Here is a 26,871-nt window from a genome sequence, read left to right as displayed (position 1 = left end):
CCGCGTCCAGGGGCGACAACGCCTCACGGACGCGGTGCTACCCCTTCGCGCTCAGTTCTCGCGCTCGGCGTCCACGCCGATGATGCAGGTGCACGTGCGGGTGACGGCGTTGCAGCGTCCGGACAGCGTGCCACCACACTGGGCGTTGGACGTGCAGGAGCGGCCCGGCGTGCAGGTGCCACAGTCCGGGTCCAGCGCGCACAGCTCCGAGCAGCAGTTGTCCCGCGCGCAGCCGCACGGCGCCGGCACGAAGCGACAGCCATAGGGGCTGCCATTGCACCACACCTGCTCGAGCCCGTCCGGGTCGAGCCAACACTGGCGATTGTTTCCGGAGCACGAGGCCGTCACGCCATTGGCGCACTGCAGGCTCACCGTACAGTCACCGGCGCCGAGCGCCGACTCCTGCTGTCCGACGGTCTCCGACGCGGGGGCCTCGTGGAGCTGAGCATCATTCTGCGCGGGCTCACATCCGGTCAGCAGCATCGCGGCGACGACAAGGAATCCAGCCAGACTCTTCATGGGAGGCCTCTCTCGGTTGATGGATGGGATGACGCGCTCGGGGGAGCGCGGCGCGCGAAATATGTCAGACGCCACCGCAAGTGAAGACAGTTCTCACCGTCACGAATCCGCGGCGTGCCTCAATCCCAACCACACTCAGGTGCGGGCCGCCCCATTGAGTCAGGGACGACCGCGCGCCTGGTGTTGCATGGCTGGATTATTCGACGAACGTCGCGAGGTTCTCGAGCGTGGATGACATCCCGACGACGTGGTCCTCCTGCCGGATGCCCTCGGGCACGTCCACACAGCGGATGGAGACCTCGGTGCCGGCGCCGACGGGCGTCAGCGTCCAGGTCATCGTCATCGTCCCCGCGAAGGCGGGGTCCTCCGACTCGAACTCGAACCGCTGGACGACGCGCTGGTCCGGGACGAGCTCCACGAACTGCCCCTCGACGGCGTCCTCGTGCGCCGAGCTCTTGCCTGGAACGGAGTGATGCGCCTCGTCATACGTGAGCGTCAGTCGATAGGCGCCACCGGCGCGTGGCTCGAAGGCCCGCAGGCGCGCCGTCATCCCCTTGGGGGGAAGCCACTTCGTGACGGCCTCCGGGTCCAGCAGCGCTTGATACAGCCTGGCCGGCGGCGCCGCGATGACCCTCGAGGCCGAGTCGACCCTCTTTCCCTGTGTGTTCGTCATCAGTGCCGCAGCTTGGAGCCCTCGCCTGGCCCGGGCAACCCGGCGCGCGCCCGGGCTCGGGGCAGGCGACGTCAGCCGTGCACCTTCCGACTGTCGCCCGGAGCCTCCTCGCGCCGCGACAGGCCGTAGTCGCGCAGGACGCTGGCGACCCGCAGCCGATAGTCCAGGAAGACCCCGTCGCGCCCCTGCGCCTGAGCCGCGCGATGGGCCTCGAGTCGACGCCAGGCCTCGACCGCCGCCTCGTCCCTCCAGAACGAGAGCGACAGCAGGCGACTGGAATCCGAGAGGCTCTGGAAGCGCTCGATGGAGATGAAGCCATCGATTTGGGAGAGCAGCGGCCGCAGCCCCGCGGCCAGGTCCAGGTAGGTCTGCCTCCCCGCTTCGCGAAGCTGGACCTCGAAGATGACGGCGATCATCCAACCTCCTCGGGCGCGAGCCGGAGCGCGGGCAGCAGGGGTACTCGGGCATTGAGCAGCGGCAGGAAGGGGACGTCCTCGAAGGCGTCGCGATGCCGGGCGAGGTCCGTGGCGAGCAGGACTTCCAGGGCCCCCGCCGCCAGGGACTTCGCGAGGCGCTCACCAGGACAGACATGCGCGCCCCAGCCGAAGGAGAGCCGCGCGGAAGGCTCGCGATGGATGTCGAAGCGGTGGGGCTCGCGGTGCACCCGCGCGTCGCGATTCGCGGCGGCGAGCACGACCAGGACACCCTCCCCCGCCGCGAGCGCGTGGCCTTCGAGGACGGTGTCCTCCGCGAGGTAGCGGCGCGTGTTCTGCACCGGCGGGTCGTATCGCAGCACCTCATCGAGCACCTGGGGCAGCAGCGCCGGTCGGCCGGCCACCTCGGCGAGCAGCGAGGGCTCCCGCATCAGGGCTCGCAGGGTGTTGCCAATCAAGCCGGCCGTCGCGTCATGGGTCTGCACCAGCAGCCCGATGGCGTTGGCGACCACCACGTCGACCAGGCGCTCCGGGTCCACGCTCGCGGCGGCGTCCGCCGAAGCGCCGACCTCCCTCCGCAAGAACGCCAGCGGCCCTCCTTCGCCCCCTCGCGCCGTCTGGGCCTCCAGGGCCGAGCGGACCTCCGCGCGCAGCTGCTCCGCCGCGAGCCCGCCTCGCAGGACCACGGCGTCCCCTGCGCCAGGGACGAGCCCCTTCACCAGCTCCCCCGTCCATTCCGCCACCCCGGGCAACGTCCCAGGCGCCAGCCCCAACAGCGCCCCGACGGAATGGACCGGCCACCCGAACACCCACTCCTGGAGCGAGCCCCCGCGCAGCAGTCGTCGCGCGCTGGCACGCACGCCCACGCCGGGCGCGGCCCTCCACCGCTCGATGAGCGCCCCGAGCCCCCGGCGCACCACCCCGTGGAACGGCCCGTCGTTCATCCGGGCCCATTGCCCGAACAGCGCCCCGGAGGCCAGCGCGCCGAACGTCCGTGGCACCGGCTCCGCGCGGGGCCGGACAAGGCAGGCAGGGGACGTCAGCACCGCCCGAACGCTTCGAGCGCTGGAGGCCACCCAGAGTCCGAGGGCCGCGTCCCGATAGAGGGGACGCGTCGCGACGAGCTCGGCATAGAACGGATACGGGTCGGGGTGTGTGGCGGCGGCGACAGGATGCAGCGGCGTCATGGACGTGCTTCTACGCGCCGCCGCGGGGGCCATGTTTCGACGCACACCGAAACGTCGTCGGGCTGAGGCCCTCGCTTCCCTCCAACGAGGTCCGGTTCCCCACGGAAGGGAACCCACCGGGCCTCCATGTCACGGCGCGGGGACCTCGCGCCGCACCCGATGAGAAGACCTCTTCCCTTCTGCTGGGCAAAAGCCCACGGCCCTCGGGGAACAGGCTTGCCCAGCAATCCGCCCGGCGGCGCGAGGTTGCTCCCACCGTGGGGAGGTGACCTCGGTCACCCCACACCAGCACAAGAGCAGGAAGTCCTGGCTCATCCGGTGAAAACAGCCCCCGCTCGCGAGGGCCTTGCTGGTCCCCATTCAAAGCAAGACGAGGCGGGCGATGAAGGCATGGAGCAAGGCGTGGCCGCCCCGCAGGTGGCGCGCCAGCCCCACATCGGCCGGCCGCCACCGTCGTCCCTCTCACGCCGCCAGCGGCACCAGCTTGTGCACCTGCTCCAGCAGGTGGCTGAGCGAGAAGGGCTTCTTGAGGAAGCCCGCCCAGTCGTACTCGGCCGGACGCACCGACGGGTCGATGGCGCTCATGATGAGCACCGGCAGCCCCGCGAACTCCTCGCGCTGCCGGATGGCCCGCAGCGCCTCGAACCCGTTCATCACCGGCATCATCACGTCGATGATGATGAGGTCCGGCCGCACCTCCTCCAGACAGTCCAGCGCCTCACGCCCATTGGCGCACGTCACCACGCGGTAGCCCTCGTCCTCGAGGATGGACTTCACCGCGTCCGCGATGTCCATCTCGTCGTCGACGACCAGCACCGTCTTCATGAGCGCCTCCGAGGCGCGGGCTTGCGCCGGACCTTCGGCTGGGGCCGCTTGCGCGGTTTCGCCTCCTCACCCATGGGCGCCTTGCGCCGCCCGCCCTGCCCGCCCCCCGTCATGATGGCGTGCCCCGTCAGCACCGCCTCCGCGCTCTCGAAGGTGTCCGCCACGGTGATGCCCTTGTCCGTGATGGAGAACTCCCGGATGCCGCTGTCGTACTGGCTCTCCCGCATCTTCATGATGGAGATCAACCGGTACAGCTGCGAGCGCAGCTCCACGTAGCGCAGCAGGATGACGTTCTCCACGTACGCGGTGGCGTCCGGCTGGGGCGCCTCGACGCCCGGGGAGAACAGGGCCGTCTCGTCCGAGTAGAGCGTGGTGACGTCCAGCATCCGCAGTTGGTGGGACAGCGCGGAGAAGAAGCGGCTCATCCGCTCCGGATAGACGGCCGCCGAGCGGAAGCCCGCGACGCTGTCCACGAAGAGCCGCAGGCGCTTCACGTTCCGCTCGTGGATGCGCTCCAGGAGCCGCTCCGCGAGCGCGTCCATGTTGTGCTCCAGGGGCGGCTGCCACTGGATTTCGATGAGGCCCGCGTCCACGTACTTGCGCAAGTCCCCCATGCCCACGCCCTCGGCCTTTTCGATGAGCCGCTGGGACGTCTCATAGAAGCCGAAGTACACCCCGGGCTGCCCCTGGCGCGCGCCCTCCAGCAGGAAGCGCAACCCCAACAGCGTCTTGCCCGTGCCCGGCGCCCCCAACAGCAACGTGGTGGAGCCCGACAGGAGCCCCCCGTGGAGCGACTCGTCCAGCCGCGGCACGCCGAAGCCCATCCGGACGCGCTCCTCCTCCACCTTCTCCACCGGGTCGGCGAACTGCACCTCCGTGCGCGGGTGCACGATGACGCCCCGGTCGGAGATCTCCAGCTCGTGCTTGCCCAGGAGCGAGTCGCTGCCCCGGAACTTCAGCGTCACCAGCTCCCGCACGGCCCGGGGCCCCGACAGCCAGAGCGACAGCGCGAAGATGCCGTCCACCGCCGTGGTCTCCGGCAGCAGCTCCGTGGGGCCATGCGGCGACAGCAGCAGCGTGGTGCAGCCCAGGATGCCGATGAAGGTCTGCAGCTCCTGCAGGAAGCGCTTGTACGTCAAATCGCCGCGCGCCAGGTCCTTCGCCACGTCCATGCCGTCCAGGATGAGCAGCGTCGCCTGGTGCTGACGCGCCGCGCGCCGCACCAGCTCCAACAGCCCCTTGAGCCCCTCGGACTCCAGCTGCCGGTAGCCGCTGATGTAGTGCAGCTTCTCCGGGATGACGCTCGCGTCGAAGAAGGACATCCCCTCCAGGTTCGCGAGCATGCGGGCATGGGACTCCGTGAGCAGCGTCACGTAGAGCGCCTTGCCGCCGTGCTTGACGTGCCAGAAGGCAATCTGGTGCGCCAGCACCGTCTTGCCCGAGCCCGGGGGGCCCAGCACCGCGTACGAGGCGCCCTTGATGAGCCCACCCTTGGTGATGAAGTCGAGCCGGGGCACCCCCGTCTCCAGCCGAGGATGAAGCGTCTTCTTCGCGCCGGCACCACCTTCAGAGGACACGACACGCCTTCCTTTCAATCCATCAGTAGGCCGCCGTCCGATGACGGGGCAGTGTCACATGGAACGTCGCCCCCTGGCCCGGCTCGCTCTCGACGGTGAGCGTGCCCCCATGGGCGACGACGATCTCCCTCGCGATGAACAGGCCCAGGCCCAGGCCGTCCGCGCGGCCCGTGCTCGACGCGCGCTCGAAGCGGTTGAAGATGCGCGACTGGTCCTGCTTCGCGATGCCGATGCCCTGGTCCGTCACGCTCAGCCACAGCGCGTCCGGGTGCTCCTCCACCGTGAGCCAGATGGGCTTGCCATCCCCATAACGGAAGGCATTCGCGAGCAGGTTGCTGATGACCTGCTCCAGCCGGAGCCGGTCTCCCATGAGCAGCGCGGGCCCCAGGGGGAGCGCCAGGGACAGCTCGGTGCCCGCCGCGCGGGCCGACATCGCCAGCCGCCCGGCCACCTCGCGCGCGGCCTCGGCCAGGTCGAACACCTCGATGTCCAGCCGCAGCTTGCGGCTGCCCACCCGCGACACGTCCAGCAGCGTGTCCAACAGCTGCTGCAGTCGCACCAGCTGCCGCAGCGCGGGCGTGGTGCTCGCCTCCACGGTGCGCCGCGCCACCGCGTCACCGGGAACCCGGGTGAGGTGGTGGACCAGCCGCTCCAGGTTGAGCCGGAGCGCCGTCAGCGGCGTGCGCAGCTCGTGCGCCGCGATGGACAGGAACTCGTCGCGCGCGTGCACCGCCGCCTGGGCGCGGGACTGCAGGCGCAGGAGCGCCTCCACGTTCGCGAGCAGCTCGTCATCCCCCAGGGGGGTGGTCCAGTAGGCATCCGCTCCCTGAGCCAGCCCGCGCAGCCGGTCCTCGCGGCTGACGGAGACGGCGGACAGGTGTGCAATCAGCAGGTCGCGCGTCTCCTCGCGCGCCCGCAGGCGCCGGCAGACCTCGTACCCGTCGACGTCCGGCAGGTGGACATCCAGCAACACCATGTCCGGACGGCCGCCCGCCAGCCGCAGCGCCTCCGTTCCGCTGGTCGCCTCCACCACGTGGTAGCCGGCCACCGTGAGGATGCGGCTGGTGAGGTAGAGGACCGCGGGCGTGTCATTGACGTTGAGGATGGTGGCGCGCGCGCGGTCCTCCTCCTTCGCTCGTCCTGGGGATTCGGCCCGGGGCTCCATTCCTGGAAGATGGTGTCCGCACCACCCGAACGAAAAGCCCCGACGCACGCCGTGAGTCCAGGAAGACTGTGCGCTGGCTGACATTGGAGCCGCGCCCCAGAAGCCTGATTGATGGGGGCGGCGAGGCGGCCACAGCCGGGCCTCCACCTTGACGATGGGCGCCGTCGCCACGTCCAGGGTGTTGTCCCCCCCGCGCCTGGAGTCCCCAGGACACGCGCGCTGGTGTGGAGCGTCAGTCCTGACACGGGTGTGACGGTTCCAGTCGATGAGGTTGAAGGACACGCTCGGGACACGCCCGCTTCGACGACCGTCCCGAGGCCTCTCGCCATTTCAGCGCAGCGCGGACGGTGTCCGCGAAGGACTGGGGGCTCAGGCCGTGCGGACCCTGGTACTTCTGCGGCGTGGCGTCCGGAGCGAACTCACCGGGGACCTTCAGCACGAAGCCCGGGTGGCGCGCGGTGAAGTACGCGGCATCCGTGGCGCCATCGGCCGAGTCCTGGGCGAGCAGGTGGAAGACGGAGTCCACCAGCGCCTCCCGCTTCGCGGTCGGAAGCAGGTGCACTCGGTCGCCGATGTTGAAGACGGAACGGTAGACCTGGGACCTCCGCCACGTGCCGGACGAGCCCGGCTCCGCGCGCTTCACCACCCGCAGCGCCAGGGAGACGAGTCTCGACACATCTCCCCGGAGCAGCAGGCAGTGCGCCGCCTGCTCACGCGTCGCGCCCTCGGCGTCCGCGTCCCGCACCTTGGTCACCACCGCCTCGGCCCGGGGGCTCCACGTGGACTCGGCGCAGACGTCCGTCAGCAGGAAGGACACCGTGCGCGAGTCCTTCGCGGAGGACAGCAGCTTCACGAGCACCTCGGCCCGCGCGTCGCCTCTCGCGAGCTGGCTGGTCCAGAGGCCGTGGGCGGCGCAGAAGGCCTTGCTCCGGGGCGAGCGCGCCCCCGCGAGCAGCGACTCACAAGGTGCAGGCGAGACACCGGGCCCCTCCACCAGCGTCGGCAGCAGCACGGGCGCGATGTCCGCGAGTGGCGCGCTCGCCAGGCCCTGTCGCAGCGCCTCCCGCTCGTCGTCGGAGACCTCGAGCGAGACCAGCCGCTTCGCGTCGTCCACGGGGCCCGCCGCGCCGACAGCGGCGATGAGCACGGCCAGCAACATCAAGGTGAGCCCGCGCGACATGGGCTCCTCCGGCAATGCCTCCCACCGCGGGAGGGGTCGGAAACACTCTACTCCTCGCGAGGTATGTGAATGAAAACAAGGCTTCGGTAGAGCCTGGGCGATGCACTCCTTCCTGCGTGTCTCGCTGTTGCTGGCCGTCCTCCTCATGGGCTGTGGGCGGCTGCTCGGCCTGGACTGTGACGATACGAATTGCAGTGACTACCCCACCCGGATGGCCGCGCAGTTGGATTACGAGGCCGACCCGGAGTGCCGCGCGGACCTGGACGCGGACCATGATGGCGTGGCGTGCGAGGAGGACACCGGCGACGAGGTCCATTGCTCGTCGGCGTCGGGCTGCGAGTGCTCGGGCAAGAACCGGGACGCTTGTTTCGCGGACGCCTCGTGCTGCCTCTGGGTCGTGGGCCAGGGGTGTGGCTGTCGGTAGGCCTTGTGACAGCCGCCATGTCGTGAGGCGCTCGCGCCCGGACTATGCTCGGGGACCATGAGCGCTCCTGCCGCGAATGAGGCCAAGGCGTCGTCGGGTGGAAGCTATTCGCGGCGGGTGGGGCTGTTCTCGGGGGTGATGCTCGTCATCGGCGGCATCATCGGCTCGGGCATCTTCCTCAACCCCGCCATCGTCGCCCAGCGCGTACATACCCCAGGGCTCACCTTGGGAGCATGGCTGCTCGGCGGCGGCGTGGCGCTCATCGGGGCGTTCATCTACGGCGAGCTGGGGCAGCGCATCCCCAAGGCCGGGGGCAGCTACGTCTACCTGCGCGACGCCTTCGGCGAGCTGCCCGCGTTCCTCAACGCGTGGGGCCTGCTGTTGATGATTGCCACGGGCGCCATCGCCGCGGTGGCGGTGACGTTCGCCAACTACACGCTGGCGTGGACGGGGTGGCCGGCGGACTACCGGCTCCCGCTGGCCATCGGCGCCATCGTCCTGTTGTCGGGCATCAACTCCTTCGGGGTGCGGCCGGGGGCGCTCACGCAGAACGTCTTCACGGTGCTCAAGCTGGTGGCGCTCGCGGTGCTCGTGGGCGCGGGGCTCCTGCTGTCGGGGGCGGCGCCAGTGCAGACGGTGGCGCCCGAGCCGCCGGACTCCATCGTGCTGGCGCTGGGCGCGGCGCTGGTGCCGGTGCTCTTCAGCTATGGCGGCTGGCAGCAGACCAACTTCGTGGCGGAGGAGCTGGTGGACCCGGAGCGCAACCTGCCTCGCGCGCTACTGCTGGGGGTCATCGGCGTGGTGGGGGTGTACCTGCTCGCGAACCTCACCTACCTGCGCACGCTCGGTGCCGGGGGACTGGCGGCGAGCACGGCGCCTGCGGCGGACGCGCTGGGGCACCTCCTGGGCCCGGCGGGCCGCACGTTCATCACGGCGGGCGTGGCGCTCTCCACCTTCGGCTTCCTCAACCTGGTCATCCTGGTGTCGCCGCGCGTGTACCAGGCGATGGCGGCGGACGGGTTGTTCTTCCCGTGGATGGCCAGGTTGCATCCGCGCCACCACACGCCGGCGGCGGCCATCATCTTCCAGGCCGCGTGGGCCATCCTGCTGACGGGCACGGGGACCTACGGCGAGCTGCTCGACTACGTGGTGTTCGCGGACTGGCTCGTCTTCGGCGCCACGGCGGCCACGCTCTTCGTCTACCGCGCCCGGGAGAAGCGGGGACTGGCGCCCCGCGTGTCCTACCGGGTGCCCGGCTATCCCCTCACGCCGCTGCTCTTCATCGCGGCGGCGCTCTACGTCGTGGTGGGCTCCACCGCGTCCAATCCCCTCAACGCGCTCAAGGGCACCCTCCTGCTCGGCGCGGGTGTCCCTGTCTTCCTGTACTGGCGCCGACGCAGGGAAGGACAAGCGAAGGCGCCAGCCTCCCAGGCCAGCGTGGTGGGCGGGCCCTGAGCCCACGGGCCGCCGTGCTACTGCGGCGGCATCTGCCCCGGCTCCATGAAGGCCAGCTCCCAGTGGTGGCCGTCCGGGTCGTAGAAGCTACCGCCGTACATGAAGCCCAAATCCATGGCGTCCGCGGCCTTCGAGCCTCCGGACGACAAGGCAATCTTCACCATCTCGTCGACCTCGGCGCGGCTGTTGGCGGACAGCGCATACGTCCCCGCCGTGCTCTGCGTCGCGTCGTGCAGCGGCTTCTTGATGAACTCCTTGAAGCGCGCATCCGTCAGCAACATCACGTACGCGTCCTCGCCCACCACCATGCAGGTGGCGCTGTCGTCGGTGAAGTCCTTGTTGAACTCGAAGCCCAGCTTCGTGAAGAAATCGACCGAGCGCTTCAGGTCCGCGACGGGCAGGTTGAGGAACAGCTTGCGGGGACGGCTGGGCTTCATGGGTGTCTCCAGGGGTGGGATGAGGTTTCTACCCCTCTGACTGCCGACCCGGCCGGAAATCATCGGTCTATTTTCCCGGAGGATTTCGCCCCGTCAGCCACTCAAAGAGCCGTGTGCGCTGCCGGCCCCTCAGGCTCGTCATCACCGCGCGCTGCTCGAAGTGCCACTCCGTCTTCAACCGCTCCGCGGCCCGGGCCATCCACTCGGGGATGCGCGTGGGCTCGCAGTCCCCCAGCCCCAGCGTGTCGTTCTGGAGCCCCGTGCCATCCAGGTCGTAGACCGGGACATTCCTCCCCGGCTCCCCGTCCGAGTCCCAGGAGGACATGGAGAAGCTGAGCCAGTCCGGAGCCCGGCTGTCGACCGACAGGTGACAGTGGTGACGATAGGTCATCGAGCGCTCGTCCCCCTCCTCCCCGCCCGTCGCATACAGCTTGAACCAGAAGACGCCCGGCTCGCCGAAGCCCAGCGCCCGCGCCAGCTCCAGCGCCGGCGAGCGCGCGCGGCGCGCCTGGAGCACCGCCTCCATCCGCTCGAACAGGGCCTCCAACGCCGGCGTGGAGCGCGCGTGCGTCCGCAGGTCCTCCAGCCGGTCCAGCTCCCACCCCTGGCGCTGCACCGCCCGCTCGACATGGGGGATGAGCGCGTCGAGCGAGGCCTCGGACGCGTCGATGGTCAACACCGCCAGCATGTCCCGGGACACCTCCTCGCTGGCCACGACCACCGTCTGGAGGGACTGGAGCAACACCGGGTTCGCCGCCAGCCCCTGGAGCTTCGCCTTGCGCTGCCTCGAACCCCAGCCATACGTCACGTCCAAATCCAACAACCCCTGGAGCGCCATCCGCCACGACTCGCGCAGGGCTTCATCCGAGCCCTCCAGGTCCACGCTCTCGCGCAGGAAGAACACCCCCGGACGCAGGTCGTCCGCGAGCCGCTCCAGCACCGCGCGGATGACCGGCGCGGGCAATTGCTGACAGTGACGCCCGAAGGCCCAGAGGGACGAGCGGTCCTCTGGGAGCAGGTGCAGCGCCGCCCCCGCGGCGAGCGCCGGGTCCACGTCCTCCGGAAGCTTCTTGAGCGCCTGGGTGAGGCGCTCCCAGTCCGGTTTCGGCTCTCCCAACAACGCGGAGAGGTCCTCCGGGGCACGTCGTCGACTCATGCCCCCCGTCTACCAGACCGCCCCCCGGAAGCACATGCACACCCCGGACGGGTTCCGACGCGCGAAGCACACACGAGGTTCCAGCCACCACCGCATTTCCTGTTCCGCCATTGCATCTGTATCCGGATAGACCCTTCCGCAATGACAGCCGTTGAAGGAGCCCGACACGACGACCGTGTCGGACTGGCGGGATGCCCTCGCCAGCCCATTCAGCCAGGAGCGACGCATTGAAGCAGCGCAACAACATCATGAAGAGGCTGCTCGTGGCGGGAGCGGTGAGCCTGTTCACCGCCTGCGCCGGTGAGCCGGGCGACGCGCCCACGCAGGTCATCCCCTCACGCACGGACAACACGCTGGCGCTGCTCATCGAGCGGGAAGGCGGACAGGGAGGCTTCGTCGAGGGCGCGGCCGAGCGCTTCAAGGTCTCCGCCTCCGGAGAGGTCTTCAGGTCGGTGAGCTGGAGCGCCACCTCCGGCGTCCTCGAGCCGGACTCGGAGCGGGTGACCTGGAAGCTGCCGCCCAAGGGCGTCGCCACCCTGTCCGTCTCGGTGGAGACGCAGTCGGGGAAGAAGGCCCAGGGCGAGTTCCACTTCAACGTGGAGTCCACCACGGACACGCTCCTCAACACCGTCATCGACCCGAGCCCGGACGTGACGGGCGGCTTCTGCGAGCTGACGTTCGACACCGCCGGCCGGGGCCACATCGTCTACTTCAACGACACCCACCGCTCGCTCTGGTATGGCCTCTGGGACGGCACGTCGTGGACGACGGAGCAGATCGACGGCGCGGGCTTCAACAACGAGGGGAAGTTCACCTTCAAGCCCGTCATCGCCGTCGAGCCCGCCACCGGCACGCCGCACATCGCCTACCTCAAGGGCAACGGGGAGCAGGGACGAGGGGAGCTCATGCGCGTCGCGTATGCCACCCGCTTCGGCGGCACCTGGGTGCGCGAGGTGGTGGACGTGGCGGAGCGCACCAACGCCGTCAACCTGTCCGTCACGCTCAACCCCACCCAGGGCCACCAGCCCGTCATCGCCTACGGCGACAGCTCGTCGGGCGCGCGCATCACCGCCCGCACCGGCACCAACACGTGGAGCACGCCCCTGTTCCTCCAGGGCGCCATGACGAGCGAGGCCCTCTTCGACGCGGCGGGCACGCTCTACTTCACCAACCGGAACCTGCTGACCGCCGTCAAGGGCACCGTCGTGGAGACCTTCTCCCTGAACGGGCTCTCCTCCATCACCAGCTGGTCTTCCCTGGCGCTGACGCCGGACCAGCACCTGCTGGTGCTCGCCAACGGGACACCCACCGGCGCCTGGGGCAGCCTCTTCGACGTGACGCTCGGCACGCCCCTGTCCACCAGCACCGCGCGCACGTCCCAGGGGGACTACAACGCCGGCTCCAATGACCTGGCGTACAGCGCGGGCAAGCCCGTCATCGCCCAGCGCCATGGGACGACGCTGGAGCTCATCACCCCGGACGCCCGCGGCTTCTGGACATACACCCAGCTGGGCACCATCCAGGACGGCACGCGGCCCAGCATCGCCATCCGCCCCACGGATGGAACGCCGCATGTCTGTTTTCAGCGCAATGGCAAGGTGACCTTCCTGTAGCACCGGGTCTCGCGGACTCCAGTCCTCTCATCGGATTGGAGTCCGCGAATGCATCATCAAACTTGCAAGGGCATGGGCCGTCCGGGCGAGACTGCCGCGCGACACCAACGGAGACATCCATGGGACTCGCGGAGCGCAAGGCGGCGAAGTCGTTCGAGGAGACGCAGTTTCCCCAGCTCGAGAAGCAGCTGGCCGAGGTCGCCGGCTTCAAGGTGCCGGTGAAGGTCGACTGGGCCAGCCTCTGCGCCGACGGCTACGCGGACATCTACGAGGAGGCGTGGACGAAGGTGTACTTCACGCCGCTCTTCCAGGCGCTCGAATCGCTGACGGAGGACGAGCTGGGCCGCGAGTTCGTCCAGGGCTCGCTCAAGCGCCTGGTCATCCAGAACGTCGCGGGCAACGTCTCCGGCTCCAGCTTCGCCTCGTTCGTCGACGGCGTGCTCACCCTGGACCACGAGCCCTGCACCAACCTGGACGACATCCATGACCGCCGAGAGGGCATCCAGCGCGCCCTGCAGTCCGAGCCGGAGCTGTCGCGCCCGGACGACCCGCTGGCGGCCTTCCTGGACATGAAGCCCCGGGGACTGGAGACGACGCTCCAGGCGCTCCTGCGCATCGCCAGCCGTCGACAGGCGGGCATCCCCCTGCTCCCCCCGCGCGTGACGGTGTCGCTGCACAGCGGCACGTACTTCACGGGCACCGTCCGGGACATCCTCGAGGACTCGCGCGAGGGCCGCTCCCTGCTCTTGCAGGAGGAGCGGGACCGCGAAGCCAACGCGGTCATCGTCAACGTGAACCACATCGAGTGCGTCAGCGTGCTGGACGCGGGCTACCTGGGCTTCATCCGCGTCGACGACGCCCCCATCCCCTCCCCGCTCCAGCTGCGCCGCCAGCTGCTCAAGGACAGCGAGAAGCTGGGCGCCCTCCTGGAGCGCCCCGTCCCCCTCGCGCTCACCCCGGGCTCGAGCGCCACCAGCGCCGAGGCCCTGCGCGCGCTCGCGTTCCTGGCCACCCGGGTCCTCGATGCGCTGGGCACGCTCGCCCGCGACGGAGAGGCCCGCCGCGCGCTGCACGAGAAGGTCCAGCGCATCCACCTGCGCGCGGACACCACCGCCGGCGTGTCGCTCTCCAACGGCACCCTGGAGTTCGTCACCCCCCTGAAGCCCGCGGGCTGGCGCACCAGCGCCGAGCTCCAGCAGGAGCTGCCGCCCATCCTCTGAGCGAAGCAGCCCCCCCGAGCGCGCGCCTCCTCCCAGCGAGGGCGCGTGCCGGGGCCTCAGTCCGGACGCGAGGTCCGCCTCCCCCACGGCTCGTCCCCGCCGATGGGCACCTCCGTGTCATCCACGCTCAGCACCGTGGTGCGCGGCGCGCCGCACAAGCGCAGCTGCTGCTTCAGGAAGCCGAGCGCCTCCGGGACGCGCTCCTTCGGCACCGACACGTCGACGATGGCCACGCCGCCCCCGGCGCTCGCGCCCGTCACCGTCCCCAACCCCACCGCCGCCAGCGCCTCCCGCAAGCGCGCCGCGATGCCCTCATGGCCTCCCAGCGGCACCTTCGCCAGGTCCTGGGAGTTGAGCATCACCTCGATGACCTGCAGTTCCATGGCGGCAACGGACGTGGAAGGTCCTACGGAAGCAGGGAAGCTCCCGCGCCCATGGTAGCCACGATAGGGCGCCCGGACCGCCGATATTCACCGACAGTCCCATACAATTCCCCTCCTGGAATTTCCTTCCGACTCAAACCAACGCCATGGCGCACCCCGCCAGCGGCCGCCCGTGAGAGCGGGTTCTCCTCTCGGGAGGCCCCCGAAGCCCGGCCGACCCACCATCCCCCCGGCCCCACCCCACTCCCCCCGGGGGCGGCCCCACCCCCTTATCCGCTCAGAGGAGGCTCCCAGCGCGTACGGAAATCCCGTATAGGCCCTGCACACCAACTGTGCGGCAACGAGCGACCCAGCGGGGGCGAGACGTCAATCCCCGGGACTGCTCTGGAGAGAATGGATGGAGTTGTCGAGTCTCGAGTCGAGTTTCTGGGCAGTCGCACCAAGCGTCGTCGGCGCCGTGGGCTTGCTCTTCGCTGCGTTCTTCTACTTCCGCGTCAAGTCCCTGCCGGACGGCGACGCGACGATGAACCGCATCGCGGGCTACATCCGTGAAGGCGCGATGGCGTTCCTCGTGCGCGAGTACAAGGTGCTCGCCATCTACTGCGCGGTGCTCGCGGTCCTCATCGGCCTGGCGCTGGGCAAGCTGGCGGCCGTGAGCTTCGTGGTGGGCGCGTTCCTCTCGCTGCTCGCCGGCTACATCGGCATGAAGGCCGCCACGTTCGCCAACGTGCGCACCGCGCAGGCCGCGCGCACGGGCTCCAAGCCGAACGCGCTGCTGGTCGCGCTGGACGGCGGCGCGGTGATGGGCCTGGCGGTGGCGGGCCTGGGCCTGGTGGGCATGGGCGGCATCTACTACGCCTTCCAGGGTCACCCGGAGCTGTCCCCCATCCTCCACTCGTTCGCCGTGGGCGCCAGCTCCATCGCGCTGTTCGCGCGCGTGGGCGGCGGCATCTACACCAAGGCGGCCGACGTCGGCTCCGACATCGCCGGCAAGGTCATCGAGAACATCCCCGAGGACGACCCGCGCAACCCCGGCGTCATCGCCGACAACGTGGGTGACAACGTGGGCGACGTGGCCGGCATGGGCGCGGACATCTACGAGTCCATGGTCGCCGCCATCGTCGCCGCCATGGCCATCGCCCTGACGGCCAACGCCACGGAGCTGTCGCGGCTGGCCGTCGAGGGCACGTCCGCGAGCACGGCGAAGGTCGCCGGCGTGGTGCTGCCGCTGGTGCTCTCCGCGGTGGGCCTCGTCGTCAGCGTGCTGAGCATCTTCATCGCGCGCGCGCTCAAGGCCATGAACCCCGCGCAGGTGCTGCGCAGCGCGCTCATCATGCCGCCGGTCATCCTGGTGGGCCTGTCGTTCGTCATGATGAACGTGTTCGGCCTGTCCCAGAACATCACCGTGGCCCTGGCCGCGGGCGCGTTCGGCGGCGCCATCATCGGCCTGGTCACCGACTACTACACCTCCGCCCGGCCGGTGCAGCGCATCGCCGAGGCCTCCATCACCGGCGCCGGCACCAACCTCATCCGCGGCCTCGCGGTGGGCATGGAGAGCGTGGGCATCTCCATGGCGACCATCGCCCTGGTGGCCTACATCGCCGACCAGGCGCTGGGCCTGTACGGCATCGCCCTGTCCGCGGTGGGCATGCTCGGCGGCACCGCCGTCGTGATGACGGTGGACGCGTACGGCCCCATCTCCGACAACGCCGGCGGCATCTCCGAGATGTCCGGCCTGGGCCCCGAGGTCCGCGCCATCACCGACGAGCTGGACGCGGTGGGCAACACCACGGCGGCCATCGGCAAGGGCTTCGCCATCGGCTCGGCGACGCTGACGGTCATCGCGCTGTTCTCCGCCTTCAACCTGGAGGTCAACCACACGCGCGTCGCCGCCGGCCTGCCGGAGATGAGCCTGCTGCTCACCAACCCCAACGTCATCGTGGGCATGCTGCTGGGCTCCATCCTCCCGTTCCTCGTCGGCGCGTCGACGATGCTCGCGGTGGGCCGCGCCGCCGGCGCCATCGTCGAGGAGATTGGCCGTCAGTTCCGTGAGATTCCGGGCCTGATGGAGCTCAAGGCGGACCCCGACCCGAAGAAGATCGTCGACATCGCGACCAAGAGCGCCCTGCGCGAGATGATCTTCCCGGGCCTCATCGCCGTCGTCGCCCCGCCCGTGGTGGGCTACCTGCTCGGGCCCCAGGCGCTCGCGGGCCTCTTGGCCGGCGCGCTCGTGGTCGGCGCCACCATGGCGCTCTACATGGCCAACGCCGGCGGCGCGTGGGACAACGCCAAGAAGTACATCGAGAAGGGCAAGCTGCCGGGCCACGCGAAGGGCTCGCACGTCCACAAGGCCGCCGTCGTCGGCGACATGGTGGGCGACCCGTTCAAGGACACCTCCGGCCCGGGCGTCGCCATCCTCATCAAGGTGATGAGCGTCGTCTCGCTGCTGGTCGCCTCGCTCATCGCGCTGCGTTAGTCCCCGAAGCAAGCGGCACGGGCGCCCCGACTCACCGGGGCGCCACGCCGACAGGCAGTGCCCCATCCCCTCGGGAAGCCCGTAGGGGGTGGGGTCCTCCCCCCAGTCCATTGGAAGCGCTCGCGCCCGTCGATGACGCGCGACGCCGGCCGGGACTCGGGATTCAGGCTGTGGGCCAGCCGACACTCCGACAGGCATTGGCGCCGGGCGCGGTTTGGGGGCGCCGAGCACACGCATGCTAGGCTTTGCCGTGTTCCGCCTGTGCTGACACAGAGGTGTCCCATGGTCCTGGAGCTCTCCCAGCAGCAGATGAACCTCCTCAATGCCAATCTGGCGGAGAGCATCGAGGAGCTGCACGACGAGGTCCTCCACACCGACGAGCGGGAGATGCGCCAGGAGCTGAAGGCGAAGCTCCAACAGCTGCAGGCCCTCAAGCGACAGGTGGCGGCCCAGCTCCAGGGACACCAGCCCACGCTCTGAGCGGGAAACCCCCGGGCGGCACGTGACAGCCCAGGCCCGCGACGCGGTGGACGCCCCCGCAACGACAGGCTAGGAACTGTCATCCTATGAACTCAGGAACAAGCCGCCTTGTCGGGTGGATGGGGCTGTACGCCGCGCTCGTGCTCCTCGGATGCACGAAGACGCCAGACGCGCCTTCCACCACGGAGAGCCGCGCTCAGGCGGTGACGACGCCGGTGACGGCCTCCGAGGCCGTGGCCATCACCAGCCAGGGCATCACCCAGAACGGCGCGGCGCACCGCAACGAGGCGCTGCTGGGGGTGTTCCAGACGGAGGACTACGAAGTCCAGACGCTGCTGCGCTTCCCCCAGCTGGGGATTCCGAGCGGCGCGGTGGTGCAGGGCGCGACGCTGCGCGTGGCCGTGGAGACCTACAACGGCGACTTCGAGCTGCGGGGCACCTATGTCCAGGCGCCCTGGAGCGCGACGGCGGCGGGGCTGGGCTGGCAGTTCCGCGACGACGGGCTGGAGTGGGAGCGGCTGGGCGCCGTCGGCGCGGGGACGGACCAGGTGGCGGGGAAGGCCTTCGTGCTGGATGCGTTCCCCGTCGTGGTGAACGTCATCGACGTGCCGCTCGACGTGGCGGTGGTGCAGTCCTGGGTGGATGACCCGTCGACCAACCAGGGGGTGATGCTGGCGAACACCCGCGTGGGCCGGGTGGCCAAGGTGTTCACGGGCCTCGCGACGCAGCCGGAGCGCAGGCCGGTGCTCACGCTCGAGTACACCCCGCCCGTGCCCCGCACGGACACCACGCCGCCCACCGTCGCCATCACCTCGCCCTCCGCGGGCGCGACGGTGGCCGGAGTCATCAACGTCGTCACGAGCGCGAGCGACAACGTGGGCGTGGCCCACGTGCAGCTGCGCATCGACGGGCGCAACCTGTCGTCGGCGGCGCTGGACACGCGCCTGCTGCGCAACGGCGCCCATGTCCTGACGGCGCACGCGCGCGACGCGGCCGGCAACCTCACCACCTCCGCCTCGGTGCGCATCACCGTCGACAACGTGCTGGTCGACACGGCGCCGCCCCAGGTGCAGGTCACCCTGCCCGCTCCCAACGAGACGGTGAGCGGCCCGTTCACCGTGCGGGCGAGCGCGACGGACGACGTGGGCGTCACCCGGGTGCACGTGCAGCTCGACGGCGTCCAGGTGGGCGAGGCGGACCTGGCCGCGCCGTGGGCCGTGACGCTCGACACGGAGACGCTCCAGCCCTACGGCCCGCGCCAGCTCACCGCCGTGGCGCGTGACGCCGCGGGCAACGTCACCGTCTCCGCGCCCATCTCCATCACCGTGAGCGCGCCGCCGCCGGACACCACACCGCCCCAGGTGCAGATTGTCTCGCCCGCCACGGGCACCACGGTGGGCGGCACCGTGCAGATTCGCGTCGACGCCCACGACAACATCCGCGTCGCCGGCGTGCGGCTGCGCGTGAATGGCCAGGACCAGGGCGCCGAGGACACCAGCTACCCGTACTGGTTCAACCTCTCCACCACGCTGGTGGGTGACGGCACCTTCCCGGTGACGGCGGTGGCGAGGGACCGCGCCGGCAACCTCACCACCTCCGCGCCCATCCAGCTCACCATCGCCAACGGGCCTCCGGTGGTGCTCTCCATCCCGGTGGCGCATCCGCGCGTCTGGTTCAATGCGTCCCGGCTGGCGCGGGCCCAGGCGTACTTCGCCCAGAACCCGTACACGCCCGTGGCGAACGTGCAGGGCCCCGAGCAGGCCATCGACGCCGCCATGCACTCGCTCATCACCGGCGCCGCCGCGTCCTGCCGCTCGGCCATCACCTGGGCGGTGAACACCCAGGTCCCCATCAGCGAGAACACCATCTCCAGCGACCCGGCCCGCTGGTACGGCGAGGCCGTCATCCTCACCTACGACTGGTGCTTCGCCCACCTGCTCCCGGCGGAGCAGACGCTGCTGCTGACGCGGTGGAACTCCGTCATCGCCGCGCTCAATGACAATCCCTGGGGCGGCATCGGCATGGAGGGCAACAACTACTACACGGGCTACTTCCGCAACTCGCTCCTGTGGGCCATCGCCAGCTGGCACGAGAACCAGCCCTACGCCCACCAGCTCCTCCAGTACGCGATGAGCTCGCGCTGGAAGTTCTCGCTCAAGCCCTATCTCGACGGAGCGGCCGCGGGCGGCGCGCCCCACGAGGGCTCCACGTATGGCCGGCGGACGTTCGGCTACATGACGGTGCCGTTCACCACGCTCGGCCTGTATGGCCAGGATTTGTGGGACCAGACCGACTTCTTCAAGGAGTCCGTCTTCTGGTCCATCTACTCCACCACGCCGGGCCCGAGCCGGATGGGACAGTTCCAGCTGTATGAGACCTTCCCGTTCAACGACGACGAGCGCTGGCTGAGCCGGTGGGACCCGAGCAACACCGCGCAGACGTCCTTGGGCAGCTACCTGGCGCCGCTCATCGAGGAGTGGGCGGACCAGCCCATCGCGGGCTACGCCAAGCGCTTCCTGGAGCTCACCGGCCACCCGATTGACGACCGGTGGGTGCGCTACGTCTACAGCGACACGCTGGCGTCGGTGCAGGCGCGGGACCTGTCCACGTTGCCGCTCGACTATCGCGCTGTGGGCCTGGGCCAGGTGTACGCGAAGACGGCGTGGGCGCCCGACGCGACGATGGTGAACCTGCAGTTCGGCATCACCTCCAACGCGGGCCACGCCCACCGCGACTCCGGCAGCTTCCAGCTGTGGCGGGCCGGTGAGTTCCTGGCGCGCGAGACGGTGGGCTATGCCAACCAGATTGTCGGCTACGCGGGCACGGGGGCCGTGGACACCGAGTCACCCGTGGCGCACAACACCCTGCTCTTCGACGGGCTGGGCACGGTGGGCTACTACCACCACGCGCCGCGGATGCTGCGCCTGGAGTCGTCCACGCACGCCCACTACGCCGTGGTGGACCTCACGGGCGCGTACGACGTGAGCGACGACTGGGCGCACCGCGAGGCGGAGGTCGGCAATCCCTCCGCGGGCCGGGTGGTGCGCGAGGCGCTGTTCGTGCGGCCGCTCGACACGCTCGTCGTGTTCGACCGGATGGAGAGCTCGCAGGGCGACGCCTCGGTGGACAAGACGTTCCTGATCCACTTCCCGTCGAGCCCGGTGCTCACGGGCAACACCTGGTCCGCGACCAGCGGGACGCAGGAGCTGCGCGTGAGCACGCTCGTCCCGGCGAGCCCCACCCGGCGCGTCATCGACGAGCGCGGACCGCTGCGCCCCAATGGCACGTACACCTACCCCGTCGGCCAGTTCCGCGGCGAGGTGGAGACGCAGGGCCAGGTGGTGAGCCACTTCCTGCACGTGGTCCAGGCCAAGGACACGGCGGCCGCGAACCTGACGCTGGCGCTGGACGAGACGTCGACCGCGTACACGGTGACGATGACACACCCGACAAAAGGCAGCGCGGTGGTGCGCTTCGACAAGGGCATCCAGAGCACGGGCGGCGCGTTCGGCTACGCCGCCAGTGGCGCGGTCGCCCTGACGCCACTGCGCTCGGACGTGCAGGGCATGAGCGTCACCCCGAGCGGACCGGTGTGGGGGCCCTGAGGGGCACCCTGCCCCGAGCCGAAGGCACGCCTCCACCGTCGAGGCGTGCCCGGCGCCGCCAGCCTCCACTCAGAGCGTGGGGTAGTCGGTGTAGCCCTTGGCGCCGCCGCCGTAGAGCGTCTTCTTGTCCAGCGGGGCCAGGGGCGCGTTCTCGCGCAGCCGGCGCACCAGGTCCGGGTTGGAGATGTACGGCCGGCCGAAGGAGACCAGGTCCGCGCCCGCCTCCACCGCCTTGCGCGCCAGCTCCCCGTCGTAGCCGTTGTTGACCATCCAGGCGCCCCTGCCGCCCGCGTCGCGGTACGCCTTCTTCAACGCGACGTAGTCGAACGGGCGGTCATCCAGCTCACGCGGGCCTCCGGTGGCACCCTCGATGACGTGGATGTACGCGAGGCCCAGCTTCGCCAGCTCGCGCACCACGTGCTCGAACAGCGGCTGGGGGTTCGCGTCGAACGCGTCGTTGGCGTTGGTGACGGGCGACAGGCGGATGCCGGTGCGCCCCGCGCCCACCGCGTCCACCACCGCGCGGGTGACCTCCAACAGCAGCCGGGCGCGGTTCTCGATGCTCCCGCCGTACGCGTCCGTGCGCTCGTTGGAGCCCGTCTTCAGGAACTGGTCCAGCAGGTAGCCATTGGCGCCGTGAATCTCCACGCCATCGAAGCCCGCCACCTCCACCGCGGCGCGCGCGGCCCGGACATAGTCCTGCACGATGCCGGGCAGCTCCGTCAGCTCCAGCGCGCGCGGGACCGAGGTGGGCTCGAACGTGGGGACGCCGTCCCGGAAGAGCACCGTCCGCGTCTTCGCCACGACAGCCGAGGGCGCCACGGGCGCCGCGTTGCCCGGCTGCAGCTCCGTGTGCGACACACGCCCCACGTGCCACAGCTGCGTGACGATGCGGCCGCCCGCCTCGTGCACGGCCTGGGTGACCTTCTTCCACGCGGCGAGCTGCTCGGGGGCGTACAGCCCCGGGACGTCCGCATAGCCCTGGGCCTGATGGCTGATGGCGGTGGCCTCACTGATGAGCAGGCCGGCGGTGGCGCGCTGGGCGTAATAGGTGACGGCGAGGTCCGGCGGGATGGCGCCAGGCGAGCGGTTGCGCGTCAGCGGCGCCATCACGATGCGGTTGGAGAGTCGCAGGTCACCCGCGTTCGTCGGGTCGAAGAGGGTCGGCATGGGGCGTCTCGGGGGGACGGGGGAAAGTTCCGGCCAGCGTAACGACCCGCCCTCCACGTCACCACAAAGTGTTCGATTCGCCCTCCACGTGAAGATTTCCGCCGGGACGCGCATCGCGGAGGCGCGACTTCTCATCCCAGACTTCTCCTGGATGGATTTTCAAAACGCGATTTCCCGACCGAGCGCGAAACAGGAGACGAGATGCGCACCTTCGCGAACGACAGCGTGGCCGCGCCCAATGGCCCCGGGACCCGGCGGGTCCCCATGGTCCCGGACCTGGCCCCGCCGGCGCCCTGACGCAGTGTTTTAGAACCGCTCGGTTCGAAAGTATTGCCGACGCGGCCCCCGGCTCGTAATCATTTCTGAACGACCGGTTCAAAAGTCGGGAGAACACACATGGGTGACTTCACGGGCAAGGCGGCATTGGTGACGGGCGGCGCGCGAGGAATCGGCGCCTCCATCGTCCGGCATCTGGCGAAGGGGGGTGCGCGCGTCGCCTTCACGTACGTGCGCTCGGAGGACAAGGCGGCCCGGCTCGTGGCCGAGTTGGAGGCACAGGGACAGCGCGCCGTGGCCATCCAGGCGGACAGCGGCGACGTGGACGCCGTGCGAAGGAGCGTGGAGCGCGCGGCGGCGGAGCTCGGCGGGCTGGACATCCTGGTCAACAACGCCGGGGTCTTCCCCTTCGGCCCCTTCGAGGCGGTCACCGTGGAGGAACTGGACCGGACGCTCTCCATCCACGTCCGGGGGGTGTTCGTCGCCTCGCAGGCCGCGCTCGCCCACATGAAGGACGGCGGCCGCATCATCTCCATCGGCACGTGCTTCGCGCAGCGGGTGCCCCATGGCGGCGTCACGCTCTATGCGATGACCAAGTCGGCGCTGATTGGCCTGACGAAGGGGCTGGCCCGCGACGTGGGCGGGCGCGGAATCACGGTGAACGTGGTCGACCCCGGGCCGACGGACACGGACATGAACCCGGCCGACGGGCCCCAGGCCGCAGCGGAGCTGGCGCTGATGGCCATCAAGCAGTTCGCCGGCCCCGACGACATCGCCGCCACCGTGGGTCACCTCGCGGGCCCCGGCGGACGCTTCATCACCGGCGCGTCCATCGCGGTGGACAGCGGCACCAACGCCTGAGCCCAGGGTAAGGAGGAGGCCCCCATGGCGTGGCTGCTCCTGGTGGTCGCGGGTGCCCTGGAGATTGCCTGGGCGCTCGCGCTCAAGCAGTCCGAGGGACTGACGCGCTTGTGGCCGAGCGTCGTCGGCATCGGCATCGCCCTGACCAGCCTCGTGCTGCTGGGCCTCGCGTTGAAGCACCTGCCCATCGGGACGGCCTATGCGGTCTGGGTGGGCCTCGGTGCGTCCGGCGTCTCGCTCGTGGGGATGATGTTCCTCGGCGAGCCCGTCTCCCTGGCGCGAATCCTCTGCCTGGTGTTGATTGGGGTCGGTGTCGCGGGATTGAGGGCCCTGGAAGGATGACGACTCGCAAGGCGCGCAAGAAGTCCGCCGGTCCGCTGGGCCGGCCTCGCAGCTTCGACCGGGACGAGGCGCTCGAGGCCGCCATGCGCGTGTTCTGGGCCCGGGGCTACGAGGGGACCTCCATCCAGGACCTCGTCGAGGCCATGGGCGTCAACAAGCCCAGCCTCTATGCCATCTTCGGCTGCAAGGAGGCGCTCTTCCGCGAGGCCGTCGAGCTCTTCGACAAGACCGAGGGGCAGCCCGTCTCCCGCGGGCTGGAGGAGGCCCCCACCGCTCGGGCCGCCGTGGAGCAGATGCTGCGCGCCAACGCACGCGCCTACACGGCCAGCGACAAGCCCCGGGGCTGCATGATCGTCCTCGCGTCGTTGCTCGGCGCGCCGGAGAACGAGCCCGTCCGGACGTTCCTCGCGAAGAACCGGCGGAGCGGTGAGCGCGCGCTCGAGGGCAGGCTCCGGCGCGGCGTGGAGCAGGGGGAGCTGCCCGCCGGCACGCCCGTGGAGAAGCTCGCGGCGTTCTACACCGCGGTGCTGGAGGGCCTGTCCATCCAGGCCCGTGATGGCGCGTCCGCCCAGAAGCTGAACGCCATCATCGACACCGCCATGCTCGCGTGGCCTTCCGGGCGGTGAGCGCACGAGGAGGCCCCCTGCCTCCTCCGCGCTCCTCCGGCGGCCGCGGCCGGAGGAGGCGTCGGGAACAGGCCGCTACTCCTGGGCGAGTTCCACGTTGTCGATTCCCCAGGAAGGAGCCGCCAGCAGCGGGTGGGCGACCCCGTTGTTCCAGCGGGAGAAGGTCAACACGATGGGGGTTGTCCCGCTCGTGTCGAACCGCCACTTGAACCGGTAGGTGGAGTCCCCGTCCTGGTAGCCCAGCGTGTTGTTGGCGATGGAGCCGGTGCGGGCCGCGCTGCCGACACGCGGGTAGGACTGGGTGCTCGTCGTGTTGGAGAAGGTTCCGCCCACCAGGGCGGCCCCCTGTTGCAGGTACCAGGTGTTCGTCCCCGGAGCGCTGTCACCCGTCCAGGCATCGAGGATGTACAGGTCGAAGCTGAGCGAGACGACGCCGGGCCTGCCCGTGGCCGGCAGCGTCAGACGGACCGCCTCCGTGGTGAACGGGCCGAGGAAGGCCTGCGCACCATTGGGGGACCTGGAGATGAGGTTCGTGTTCCACTCCTGGCCCACCGCGGCGCCGAAGTTGGCGAAGTACAGCCGGGTCCCCGCGGGCACGGGGGCCGGCGCCTGGGGGCCGCGCTGGGCCTGGACCTGGGCCTGCACCCGGGCCGTGGACGCGATGAAGCCCGTGTCCTGCGTCACCGCGACGTCCACGGTGCAGCTGTCGAGGAAGACGCCCGTCTGGACGCCCCCCGCGAGGCACCGGTTGCGCGCCGCGTCCCGCTCCGTCGCGGGCAGGTCCGCGACCGTGGCGGGCGCCGCCGGGAAGTCCGGGATGGTGAAGGTCGCCGTGCTCTGCCCGGAGGCGTAGTCGAAGAGGGACTCCGCCTGGGAGATGCGCCAGCTCGCCGCGAAGCTGGTCGGCCCCACGTAGAGCTCGGTGAAAGACAGCGTCGGCGTCAGCTGGGTGCCGTTGCGCAGCGCGTACTCGTTCGTCGTGACGCCGTCGTAGTTGCCCAGCAGGCCGCGAATCCGGCCGCGCCGCGTCGGCTTCAGGGCGAAGTTGAAGTCCATGTACGTGCCGTTGAGCCTGACGAGCGCCTTGTCCCCGCCCGGGTAGGACAGCACGTAGGACGCGGCGTCCGGACGCAGGACGCGTCCGCCGCCCGCCACGGGAATGGTGTCCCCCACGGGCACGGAGGTCAGCACGCCGTCGACGCGCAGCTCGTGCCCGCTGGTCGTCAGGTAGAGGCCCACCCGGCTCGCGCCCAGCCGCGTCGCCACCGCCGTCATCACCGTCACCCGGTTGTTGTTCACCCACGGCTGCATGCGCGCCTGCGCGACCAGGGGCGCGTTGGTGTCCGTGCTCTCCACGAAGATGAACTCACCGGCGCCCTGGAAGTCGTAGTGGCGGTTGTCGAAGGTGACCAGGTGCGGGTCCCCCCAGCCGTAGCCGATACCGCACTGACCCGGGGTGTTGATCTGACAGCCATCCTCGTAGCGGAACACCACGTAGTCATCGCCGCCGGCGTTCGGCAGCGGGGAGCTGGCGAACTCGCCCTGGGTGGCGCCCGTGACGTAGACGCTGTCATTGATGTCCGCGGCCACGCCGTTGCCGATGTCATCCTGCATCGCGGGGTCGTTCATGTTGGTGGAGCCGAACTGACGCGTGAGCAGCAGTCCACCTCCCGAGTCGTACTTCTGCATGAAGAAGTCGTGCGAGGAGTTGGGCAGGTTGGTGACGAAGTCGTAGTTGCTGCGCCCCGTGATGTAGACGTTCGCGCCGCCGTCGGAGGCGATGCCGAGGGCCAGCTCACTGCCGGGCGTTCCGAACTGACGGGACCACACGCGGTTCCCGGCGCCATCGAACTTCACGACGATGGCATCCTGGCCTCCCTGGTGGGTCTGCAGGTCGAAGGCCGCGTCCGTGTAGCCCACCACGTAGACGTTGATGGCGCCGCTCGCGAGCCGCGACGTGGCGACACCGTAGATGGACTCCGACCCCGTCGTTCCCATCTGCTTTCGCCACTGCTGGACGCCCGCGCTGTTGTATTTCACGATGAACAGGTCCGTGGAGCCGGCATGGGTCGCGCCGAACGAGCCCGTCGTGGAGCCGACGACATAGACATCGTTGTTCGCGTCCACGGCCACGCCCCGAACCACCTCGGACTGTGGCGAGCCGAACTGGCGGACCCAGAGCAGGTTGCCAGCGGAGTCGTACTTGGCCAGGAACCCATCCTGGCCGCCAGCACTGGTATTGAGCGGCAGCGTGCCCGCCGTGTGCCCCGCCATGTAGATGGAGCCCGCGGGGTCCGTGGCCACCCCCTGGGCCTGGTCCAGCGCCGGGGTGCCGAGCTGACGCACCCACTGGAGGGCTCCGTTGGCTGGATTCACCCGGGCCAGGAAGGCGTCCTGCACGCCCTGGAATCCCCCACCCCAGCCTCCCGTGGTGTAACCGGTGACGTAGACCTGCGGCGTGGCTGGCACGGTGTACGTGGCGATGCCCGTCCCCACTTCCAGGGAGGTCGTGCCGAGCATCACGGACCAGACCTTGGTGCCGTTGGCCAGGTGCTTGGTGACGACGACGTCGGAGCCTCCCACGGGAAGACTCGAATCGAATGACCCCGTCGATTCGCCCGTGGAGTAGACGCCCTCGGCGGTCGCCGCCACCGCGCGCCCCCGGTCCGCGTTCGCGGTGCCTCGGTGCCAAATCCAAGCCGGGACCTGCGCCATCGCGGGCAATGCCACGAAGGCACACGCTCCTAGAATCCATGCACGCATCTGAACCCCCCACAATGAAAGACA

23 protein-coding genes are annotated in these 26,871 nt (G+C 70.0%); 10 read left to right on the top strand and 13 right to left on the bottom strand.

Going from position 1 to position 26,871, the window contains the following annotated elements; translation table 11 throughout:
- Positions 1 to 51: 51 nt before the first annotated feature.
- The 8 genes from AC6JA9_RS13260 to AC6JA9_RS13225 all read right to left on the bottom strand — a co-directional run bounded on the left by AC6JA9_RS13260 (position 52) and on the right by AC6JA9_RS13225 (position 7,560).
- A complete protein-coding gene (locus AC6JA9_RS13260; protein WP_223748927.1) occupies positions 52 to 519 on the bottom strand; it encodes a hypothetical protein in 468 nt (155 codons plus the stop codon).
- Positions 520 to 715: 196 nt separating this feature from the next.
- The gene (locus tag AC6JA9_RS13255) at positions 716 to 1,192 is read right to left on the bottom strand and encodes an SRPBCC family protein (protein WP_223785287.1); all 477 of its coding nucleotides are present in this window, start codon (positions 1,190 to 1,192) and stop codon (positions 716 to 718) included.
- A 71-nt stretch (positions 1,193 to 1,263) separates the two neighbouring features.
- Complete coding sequence (locus AC6JA9_RS13250) at positions 1,264 to 1,608, bottom strand: antibiotic biosynthesis monooxygenase family protein (RefSeq protein WP_223748925.1); 345 nt, start codon at positions 1,606 to 1,608, stop codon at positions 1,264 to 1,266.
- Positions 1,605 to 2,813, bottom strand: coding sequence for a cytochrome P450 (locus tag AC6JA9_RS13245; protein ID WP_497959842.1), 1,209 nt, complete (start codon positions 2,811 to 2,813; stop codon positions 1,605 to 1,607). The genes AC6JA9_RS13250 and AC6JA9_RS13245 overlap by 4 nt, the downstream gene beginning before the upstream one ends.
- A 462-nt stretch (positions 2,814 to 3,275) precedes the next feature.
- Entirely contained in the window at positions 3,276 to 3,638 is a 363-nt protein-coding gene (locus tag AC6JA9_RS13240; RefSeq protein ID WP_141332369.1) for a response regulator, read from the bottom strand.
- Positions 3,635 to 5,215: a DUF7125 family protein gene (locus AC6JA9_RS13235; protein ID WP_223748923.1), complete on the bottom strand. Its 1,581-nt coding sequence runs from the start codon at positions 5,213 to 5,215 to the stop codon at positions 3,635 to 3,637. Before AC6JA9_RS13235 ends, AC6JA9_RS13240 begins: the two co-directional genes overlap by 4 nt.
- Positions 5,216 to 5,237: 22 nt before the next feature.
- Positions 5,238 to 6,380: a hybrid sensor histidine kinase/response regulator gene (locus tag AC6JA9_RS13230; RefSeq protein ID WP_223748922.1), complete on the bottom strand. Its 1,143-nt coding sequence runs from the start codon at positions 6,378 to 6,380 to the stop codon at positions 5,238 to 5,240.
- A 232-nt stretch (positions 6,381 to 6,612) separates the two neighbouring features.
- Entirely contained in the window at positions 6,613 to 7,560 is a 948-nt protein-coding gene (locus tag AC6JA9_RS13225) for a hypothetical protein (protein WP_497959840.1), read from the bottom strand.
- A gap of 100 nt (positions 7,561 to 7,660) precedes the next feature.
- Between AC6JA9_RS13225 and AC6JA9_RS13220 the strand changes: the two genes are divergently transcribed.
- Complete coding sequence (locus AC6JA9_RS13220) at positions 7,661 to 7,984, top strand: excalibur calcium-binding domain-containing protein (protein WP_223748920.1); 324 nt, start codon at positions 7,661 to 7,663, stop codon at positions 7,982 to 7,984.
- Between the two features lie 57 nt (positions 7,985 to 8,041).
- Positions 8,042 to 9,439, top strand: coding sequence for an APC family permease (locus tag AC6JA9_RS13215; RefSeq protein ID WP_223748919.1), 1,398 nt, complete (start codon positions 8,042 to 8,044; stop codon positions 9,437 to 9,439).
- Between the two features lie 17 nt (positions 9,440 to 9,456).
- On the opposite strand, the gene AC6JA9_RS13210 is transcribed toward AC6JA9_RS13215, so the two are convergent.
- Together AC6JA9_RS13210 and AC6JA9_RS13205 are read right to left on the bottom strand one after the other, a co-directional pair.
- Positions 9,457 to 9,876 (bottom strand): VOC family protein, encoded by a 420-nt coding sequence (locus AC6JA9_RS13210; protein WP_046712380.1) that lies wholly within the window; start codon positions 9,874 to 9,876, stop codon positions 9,457 to 9,459.
- 67 nt (positions 9,877 to 9,943) lie between these two features.
- The gene (locus AC6JA9_RS13205) at positions 9,944 to 11,032 is read right to left on the bottom strand and encodes a hypothetical protein (RefSeq protein WP_497959839.1); all 1,089 of its coding nucleotides are present in this window, start codon (positions 11,030 to 11,032) and stop codon (positions 9,944 to 9,946) included.
- A gap of 227 nt (positions 11,033 to 11,259) precedes the next feature.
- Between AC6JA9_RS13205 and AC6JA9_RS13200 the strand changes: the two genes are divergently transcribed.
- Positions 11,260 to 12,645, top strand: coding sequence for a hypothetical protein (locus tag AC6JA9_RS13200; RefSeq protein ID WP_223748917.1), 1,386 nt, complete (start codon positions 11,260 to 11,262; stop codon positions 12,643 to 12,645).
- A 119-nt stretch (positions 12,646 to 12,764) separates the two neighbouring features.
- On the top strand, positions 12,765 to 13,865 hold the full coding sequence (locus AC6JA9_RS13195) for a hypothetical protein (RefSeq protein WP_223785283.1): 1,101 nt from the start codon (positions 12,765 to 12,767) through the stop codon (positions 13,863 to 13,865).
- Between the two features lie 56 nt (positions 13,866 to 13,921).
- Here the strand turns inward: AC6JA9_RS13195 and AC6JA9_RS13190 are convergent, their stop codons facing one another.
- Positions 13,922 to 14,248 carry a hypothetical protein gene (locus AC6JA9_RS13190; protein WP_141333038.1) on the bottom strand — a complete coding sequence of 109 codons (327 nt, stop codon included), beginning with the start codon at positions 14,246 to 14,248 and terminating at the stop codon, positions 13,922 to 13,924.
- Positions 14,249 to 14,645: 397 nt separating this feature from the next.
- On the opposite strand from AC6JA9_RS13190, the gene AC6JA9_RS13185 reads away from it, so the two are divergent.
- From AC6JA9_RS13185 to AC6JA9_RS13175, 3 genes are all read left to right on the top strand, one after another.
- Positions 14,646 to 16,724 (top strand): sodium-translocating pyrophosphatase, encoded by a 2,079-nt coding sequence (locus AC6JA9_RS13185; RefSeq protein ID WP_223785282.1) that lies wholly within the window; start codon positions 14,646 to 14,648, stop codon positions 16,722 to 16,724.
- Positions 16,725 to 17,006: 282 nt separating this feature from the next.
- Positions 17,007 to 17,204 (top strand): hypothetical protein, encoded by a 198-nt coding sequence (locus AC6JA9_RS13180; protein WP_223748913.1) that lies wholly within the window; start codon positions 17,007 to 17,009, stop codon positions 17,202 to 17,204.
- An 86-nt stretch (positions 17,205 to 17,290) separates the two neighbouring features.
- Positions 17,291 to 20,809 carry an Ig-like domain-containing protein gene (locus AC6JA9_RS13175; protein ID WP_497959837.1) on the top strand — a complete coding sequence of 1,173 codons (3,519 nt, stop codon included), beginning with the start codon at positions 17,291 to 17,293 and terminating at the stop codon, positions 20,807 to 20,809.
- A 69-nt stretch (positions 20,810 to 20,878) separates the two neighbouring features.
- Here the strand turns inward: AC6JA9_RS13175 and AC6JA9_RS13170 are convergent, their stop codons facing one another.
- Complete coding sequence (locus tag AC6JA9_RS13170; RefSeq protein ID WP_473569377.1) at positions 20,879 to 21,979, bottom strand: alkene reductase; 1,101 nt, start codon at positions 21,977 to 21,979, stop codon at positions 20,879 to 20,881.
- A gap of 396 nt (positions 21,980 to 22,375) precedes the next feature.
- Here AC6JA9_RS13170 and AC6JA9_RS13165 point away from each other — a divergent pair, with 396 nt between their 5' ends.
- Genes AC6JA9_RS13165 through AC6JA9_RS13155 form a run of 3 tightly spaced genes read left to right on the top strand, consistent with a single transcriptional unit; the run spans position 22,376 to position 24,084 of the window.
- Complete coding sequence (locus AC6JA9_RS13165; protein WP_223748910.1) at positions 22,376 to 23,116, top strand: SDR family oxidoreductase; 741 nt, start codon at positions 22,376 to 22,378, stop codon at positions 23,114 to 23,116.
- A 24-nt stretch (positions 23,117 to 23,140) separates the two neighbouring features.
- Positions 23,141 to 23,458: a DMT family transporter gene (locus tag AC6JA9_RS13160; RefSeq protein ID WP_223748909.1), complete on the top strand. Its 318-nt coding sequence runs from the start codon at positions 23,141 to 23,143 to the stop codon at positions 23,456 to 23,458.
- Positions 23,455 to 24,084, top strand: coding sequence for a TetR/AcrR family transcriptional regulator (locus tag AC6JA9_RS13155; RefSeq protein ID WP_223748908.1), 630 nt, complete (start codon positions 23,455 to 23,457; stop codon positions 24,082 to 24,084). Before AC6JA9_RS13160 ends, AC6JA9_RS13155 begins: the two co-directional genes overlap by 4 nt.
- Positions 24,085 to 24,159: 75 nt before the next feature.
- On the opposite strand, the gene AC6JA9_RS13150 is transcribed toward AC6JA9_RS13155, so the two are convergent.
- A complete protein-coding gene (locus AC6JA9_RS13150) occupies positions 24,160 to 26,814 on the bottom strand; it encodes an SBBP repeat-containing protein (RefSeq protein WP_497959835.1) in 2,655 nt (884 codons plus the stop codon).
- Between the last annotated feature and the right edge of the window lie 57 nt (positions 26,815 to 26,871).

The sequence above is a fragment of the Myxococcus sp. MH1 genome, from assembly GCF_059738865.1.
This window is presented reverse-complemented; position numbering and strand designations above follow the sequence as displayed.